3 protein-coding genes and 1 pseudogene are annotated in these 1,584 nt (G+C 50.6%); 3 read left to right on the top strand and 1 reads right to left on the bottom strand.

Features of this window, described 5'->3' with window-relative positions; translation table 11 throughout:
• Nucleotides 1-249, top strand: a pseudogene (locus ACXRVY_RS28250) (site-specific integrase); the annotation flags it as partial.
• 342 nt (nt 250-591) lie between these two features.
• Here the strand turns inward: ACXRVY_RS28250 and ACXRVY_RS28245 are convergent.
• The gene (locus tag ACXRVY_RS28245; protein WP_457265892.1) at nt 592-873 is read right to left on the bottom strand and encodes a helix-turn-helix domain-containing protein; all 282 of its coding nucleotides are present in this window, start codon (nt 871-873) and stop codon (nt 592-594) included.
• A gap of 91 nt (nt 874-964) precedes the next feature.
• Between ACXRVY_RS28245 and ACXRVY_RS28240 the strand changes: the two genes are divergently transcribed.
• Together ACXRVY_RS28240 and ACXRVY_RS28235 are read left to right on the top strand one after the other, a co-directional pair.
• Entirely contained in the window at nt 965-1,399 is a 435-nt protein-coding gene (locus ACXRVY_RS28240) for a hypothetical protein (RefSeq protein ID WP_154946434.1), read from the top strand.
• Between the two features lie 63 nt (nt 1,400-1,462).
• On the top strand, nt 1,463-1,584 hold a 122-nt coding region (locus ACXRVY_RS28235; RefSeq protein ID WP_458238859.1), incomplete at its 3' end, for a BPSL0761 family protein.

Raw genomic sequence — 1,584 nt, 5'->3', positions numbered from 1 at the left:
GTGTTTGATCGGGCACTGCAACGTATGCAGTGTGAAGGTTGGAGTGAGGATGAAATCGACCAGCTTCGTTCAGCGTCCCTGCACTGGCTTCGCCATACCGCTGCCACGTTTGACGCGCCACTTCGTGACATGAAAGACCTACAAGCGGATCTGCGTCATAACAGCCTTAGCACAACACAAAACACCTACTACAACAGCCTTGATGAGCAAAGAGCTCGCTCAGTCAAAGAGCTCAAAATGCGTAGATAGCCTGAAGGCCTTTTTCGTTGATGAACTCATCCCTGCCCTGCTCTACAGATTTAACGCGACGCAACAAAGCCGCCGTCGCTGAAGAGATTGCTCTTTGGGGGGACGAAAATGGATCTACCGGAAACGGTCTTGCGAGGCTTGACGATATGGTCTTTGTACATGGCCTAGCACCGGAGCATTCCAGGTTTCGGTTTGCCGTTGCAACATCCAGTTTTATCGAGCCAATGCGTCTTTCGCTGCGATGAGTCGCATAACACCTTCCAGCTTCCCATCACGAGCGAAATTGATTTTTTTAGTGTCACGAAAATCTGGTGAGCCACGGAACCTGCGCTCAATGGCTTTTCAAGAATCAATGGCTTTCAGATCTTTCCGCACTTGAGCTAAAAACGCTTTGAGATCCGTGATGTTTTCCTTTCGCATGTAACACGCCGTCACCAGGCTGACGGGATGAACCTCCAAGACGCTGCACAACTCCTCGAGTTTCACAAGCGTCGGGCTGGTGCCTCCTCGCTCAAGCAAACTGACATTGGTGCGGCTGCTCACTAACGAAAAATGCTCCTGCGTCAGGCCTTTCCGAAGGCGAGCCTGTCGGAGCGTCGCCCCAAATGCTTCTTTCAGTTCCATTTTGCTTTCTCACAAAAGGAACGATAAGGCGACATTGCGCAATATATGACTACAACATATATTGTTCATTCGAGATGCTGAGGTACCAGCGATGAGCAAGGATCATGAAGGGCCGACAATCATTTCCAGCCTTTTCAATGCCGATTTTCTGGGGCGTCCGTTCATGCGGCAGACGGTCATGATCCCTTGGTTTTACCTCGAAGCACACGTACGCTACGGCAAGGAATTCGTAGGTGAAATGTTCATGGTGTCATCATTTGACGCGCTGAAAGACATTCTCAAGGTCCAGCACGAGTCATTTCGGGTGCGCTCCATTCAGTACGTAACTCCAGGTTTTGTAAATGAAACCGGCCAATGGAAAATGGAGCCGCTCCTGGAGGCAAGTGAGGCGATTAATCAACAAGGTGAGCGGGTTCCACTTTTCAAGGTTCCTGATCGAACCTACTCGCACTTGGGTGTGAACACCGAGGTGAACCTAAAAAGCGTTAGGGTTCTATTCCCAGCCGTCAAAAGAAAGCGCGACTGACATCGAGCCTTTCTCCGCGATGCGTTGGTGCAAGCGTTGTTCGTTCCCCTACCTAAGGATTCAATGATGACGATGCCGCATGAGCGTACGCGATCGATAATTCAGGCCCGAGACTTTCTGGTGGATCTATCCCATGATCAAGCGTTGCCTGAATCCATACGCAACGAGGCTAGACGGCTCTTACG

The organism is Pseudomonas sp. P5_A2_2 (assembly GCF_054177685.1).
This window is presented reverse-complemented; position numbering and strand designations above follow the sequence as displayed.